General features: G+C 54.3%; 1 rRNA gene. It reads right to left on the reverse strand.

The window, feature by feature from the left end:
• Nucleotides 1-333 (reverse strand): 16S ribosomal RNA (locus tag LCI23_RS20305); the annotation flags it as partial.
• Nucleotides 334-359: the final 26 nt, after the last annotated feature.

A 359-nucleotide genomic window follows, 5' to 3' on the forward strand; every position in this document is an offset into this window, starting at 1 on the left:
GTCTGGACCGTGTCTCAGTTCCAGTGTGGCTGGTCGTCCTCTCAGACCAGCTACTGATCGTCGCCTTGGTAGGCCTTTACCCTACCAACTAGCTAATCAGACATCGGCCGCTCCAAAAGCATGAGGCCCGAAGGTCCCCCACTTTCTTCCGTAGAACGTATGCGGTATTAGCGCAACTTTCGCTGCGTTATCCCCCACTTCTGGGTACGTTCCGATGTATTACTCACCCGTTCGCCACTCGCCACCAGGCCGAAGCCCGTGCTGCCGTTCGACTTGCATGTGTAAAGCATGCCGCCAGCGTTCAATCTGAGCCAGGATCAAACTCTTCAGTTCAATCTCTGTTTGTTGACACTTTCGTG

The sequence above is a fragment of the Massilia sp. MS-15 genome, assembly GCF_020176695.1.
In the GTDB taxonomy this organism is placed as follows: domain Bacteria; phylum Pseudomonadota; class Gammaproteobacteria; order Burkholderiales; family Burkholderiaceae_D; genus Telluria; species Telluria hydrophila.